Consider the following 3399-nt stretch of genomic DNA (forward strand, 5'->3'; position numbering starts at 1 on the left):
CACACTTATCGGCTGCAAATTTTTAAAGAACTTCTCGCTTCCTGCGAGTCGCTAATCAGTCAGTGATCAGCAGAGAAACGAGATTTTGCCTGTAAACGTAATCCCTGTCAAGGGTGTGGGTATTAAATGATTCGGGCAAGCCCCGATTCTTTTTTGTCTTGATCCCCGTAAAGTGCCTCTCGTCGTCAGCGCCCGCAAGGGCTGTTGATCTTGGTGGGGCCCGAGGAGACAAGTCCCGCAGCACATCAACCCTTGATGCGCTGCTCTTTCAAGAGCTTGATGCGGCACAGCATCAGAAAAGCGCCGAGACCGTTCTCGGCGCTTTTTTTATGGTTTCACCAACGCCCGACCCACATCGGTCGAGAGCGCCTCACTACAGCGATACGGCAGCACCAGTCCATGGGCACTGTCCTCGACGGCCCAAGCTTGGATGATTGGGGCTTGCGATCTCACGCTGCCGAAGATCGTGGCAAAAGCAACGTCTGCTGCATCACGGCCCGTACCCAGCCGCACAAAAGCCATCGGGATGGCCGTGCCTGACGCGTCAAAGATGTACCAGCGGTCACCCACGTAGGCTTCAACATAGGCGTGAAAGTCGGGTGGCCCCAACGCAGGGTCAGCGCCGTAATCCGTGCCGGTGGCAAAACGGGCCGGGATGTTGACCGCACGGCACAGCGCAATCATCAGATGAGCAAAGTCGCGACACACCCCCACGCGCTCGATGAGCGTGTCAAAAGCCGAGGTGGTTGAGTTGGAGACGTTTGAGGTGAAACGCACGTGGCTCTTGACCCAATCTTGGATCGCTTTGACACGTCCATAGCCGCGCCACAAACCCCCGAACTCATCCCCCGCCAGCCGCAACAGCCGATCCGACTGGCAATAGCGGCTCGGGTAGATGTAGCTGATCACCTCCGGAGGCAACAGATGCACGGGCACCTCATCAAGCGTCGTTGGGTCAGCCACGTGATGCGTCAGATCAATCGTCGCGGCATACGACACCTTGAGCGGCCCCGGCAGCGCCCGCAGGCGCATGTAGCGGGTGTGGGTTGCCGGGTCGGTGTGAATGATCGGCTGCACCGGCTGGCTCAAGACCAGTCGCTCCGCCGTGACGTGCTGGCTGGGCGTGTGGGCGGCGTGGATGTTGAACACGAAGTCCGCACCGGGCGGATCGATCTCGTAGTTCAGCTCCACGTGCAACTGAATGCGGATCATCTTTCGGTCCACACCGCGCTGCAACACGGTATTCCCTTGGGTGTTTAGATGGTTCATCAGCACAGTATGCACGCCGATGAGGGTTGACCCTGATCAGCACACGGCCTCAACGGCCAGCGCGGTATCACTGCTTTCTGCTGGGCCTTGCTGAATACACTGGCTGTGTCCGTGAAAAAACGATTCCAGAAGGAGACCTCCATGCCCCTATCCACTTACGGCGTCCTCAAAGGCACCGCTATCGGCCATTTGCGTGACGCAGATGACGATCACTATCAGATCATGTTGCGCGCTGCGGGCGTGATGCATCGGGTGGCGGTCAATGTGTACTCCTCAGCGCCGAACGCACCCTCGACCGTGCTGTTTCGCAGCACCACCGTCCTGCCTGTGGCTTTCACCACCGCTTTGCAGGCATTGCCGGCGGGCTCCAAGAAGTTGCCGCATAAGGCTGGTGGCTTGGCCATCGACTACCTGCGCAGCGATTTCGTCAAACCCAAGTTGATGCGACCGCTCGCCCCCGACCTGCCCGGAGCCAATAACGACCTTAAGGATCAACTCGAAGCCGCCACCCTCAAGGCCATGGCCCAGCCCGGCGCGGTGGTCTACGCTTTCGGTGCCAAGTGGGGCCCCGAAAAGAGCAAGCCCGACACCTACTTCCATTTCACCCCGGGCAACGGCATTCACGACATCCACATGAACCAAGGCAACAGTGGCAGCTTCGCCGCCGATAACGGCCCATGGCAAGACGGCGCGCTGATCCTCGAATACCCCGGCAACAAATGGCTGGCGTTCTTCTTCGCGTTCCAGTCGCAAAGCTTCAAGACGGATGCAACGGGGCATGGCGCCTAACGACCGACAAGCGCCTTGGCTTTGAGTGGGGATCATGAAGCCCAACACCCTAGATCGCTTTGTGCCTGAGTTCGTGCGCCATCACCCACGGCTCGCGGGTCGGCTCGCACCGTCGTGGGACGCAACCTCGGGGGCCGTGCTGGTGGCCGACATGGCCGGCTTTACCGCCCTGACGGAGCAAAAAGCCCGCGAGGGCCAAGCAGGCATCGAGGCCATGCAGACCATTCTCAATGGCTGCTTCGAACCCATCGTCTCAATCATCGAAGCCGGTGGCGGCGAGGTCTACAAATTTGCCGGGGATGCCACCATCGCTTGGTGGCCCACGCAAAAAGGGGAGATTAGCCGCACGCTGCATGAGGTCACGCTGGCCGCAGCCACCACGGCCCTGCGCTTGCATGACTTGATGCCTGACTTGGTCGCCAGCTTGCATGTGCCTTTGAGCCTACGCATCGGCATCGGTGCTGGGCCGTTATTCACCGCTATCGTGGGCGGGATCCAACAACGTTGGGAGGCCGTGCTGGGCGGTGAAGCTTTGCAGCAAATCGCTAGCACCAGCGCGATTCCCTCCGGACGGGTGGTGTTGTCCCCGCAAGCTTGGCAGGTGCTGGGGGCCGACTGCCGAGGCGAAAAACGCACCGATGGCAGCTTGGTGCTCCAGCATGTCACCTATCCCTTGGGGCCGTCGTTCCAGTGCGCCCACTGGATGCCACCACGCCCACCTGAGCCCGAACAAGAGGCTTTGGTTCCCTTCATCCCCCTCCATTTGGTCCAACGCTTGGTCACCGAGTTACCGGACCAAATGGCGGAGCTACGCACCGCCACCGTGCTCTTTGCCACCCTCGCGGCCCCCGACCATTTGCAAGCCATGCAGCGCTGCACCGAGACACTGCAACGCAGCATCTATGCCAGCGGCGGCAGCGTCTTGCAGTGCTTGGTGGATGACAAAGGGGTCTTTGTGCTGATCGCCGCTTGGGGCATCCCGGGCAGCAGCTATCCCGACGATGTCAAACGGGCGCTGCACTCAGCCCATGGTTTGTCAGCACTTCTGACGGCTCAAGGTCAGCCGATCTCGATGGGTGTGGCCCACGGACGCTTGTTTGCCGGCTTGCGCGGCAGCCGCTCAAGGGCTGAATTCGCCTTGATCGGGACCGTGATCAACTTGGCCGCGAGGCTGGCTCAGAAGGTTGGCACCACCGCACAAGCCCCCATTTTTTGCGATGCAGCCACAGCGCAGGCTCTGCCCTTGATCAGCTTCATGCCCCACCCCAATACCGCCCTCAAAGGCATCGGCAACGTGACCGTCTTCGAGTCGCTGGGGCCTCAAGGCCCCGAGAGCGCGCA

3 protein-coding genes are annotated in these 3399 nt (G+C 60.5%); 2 read left to right on the top strand and 1 reads right to left on the bottom strand.

Going from position 1 to position 3399, the window contains the following annotated elements; all coding sequences use genetic code 11:
• Window positions 1–327 precede the first annotated feature (327 nt).
• The gene (locus tag AC3VI7_RS12475) at window positions 328–1212 is read right to left on the bottom strand and encodes a transglutaminase-like domain-containing protein (protein WP_489669847.1); all 885 of its coding nucleotides are present in this window, start codon (window positions 1210–1212) and stop codon (window positions 328–330) included.
• 198 nt (window positions 1213–1410) lie between these two features.
• On the opposite strand from AC3VI7_RS12475, the gene AC3VI7_RS12480 reads away from it, so the two are divergent.
• Window positions 1411–2058 carry a DUF2278 family protein gene (locus AC3VI7_RS12480; protein WP_489669846.1) on the top strand — a complete coding sequence of 216 codons (648 nt, stop codon included), beginning with the start codon at window positions 1411–1413 and terminating at the stop codon, window positions 2056–2058.
• Between the two features lie 34 nt (window positions 2059–2092).
• Window positions 2093–3399: adenylate/guanylate cyclase domain-containing protein (locus AC3VI7_RS12485; protein WP_489671597.1), on the top strand; the 1307-nt coding region annotated here is incomplete at its 3' end.

This window comes from Leptothrix toolikensis (SeqCode) (assembly GCF_057922285.1).

Excerpts from the sequence above, each read along its gene's own strand:
- AC3VI7_RS12475 (WP_489669847.1), bottom strand. The coding sequence starts at position 1,212 with ATGATCCGCATTCAGTTGCACGTGGAGCTGAACTACGAGATCGATCCG.
- AC3VI7_RS12480 (WP_489669846.1), top strand. The coding sequence starts at position 1,411 with ATGCCCCTATCCACTTACGGCGTCCTCAAAGGCACCGCTATCGGCCAT.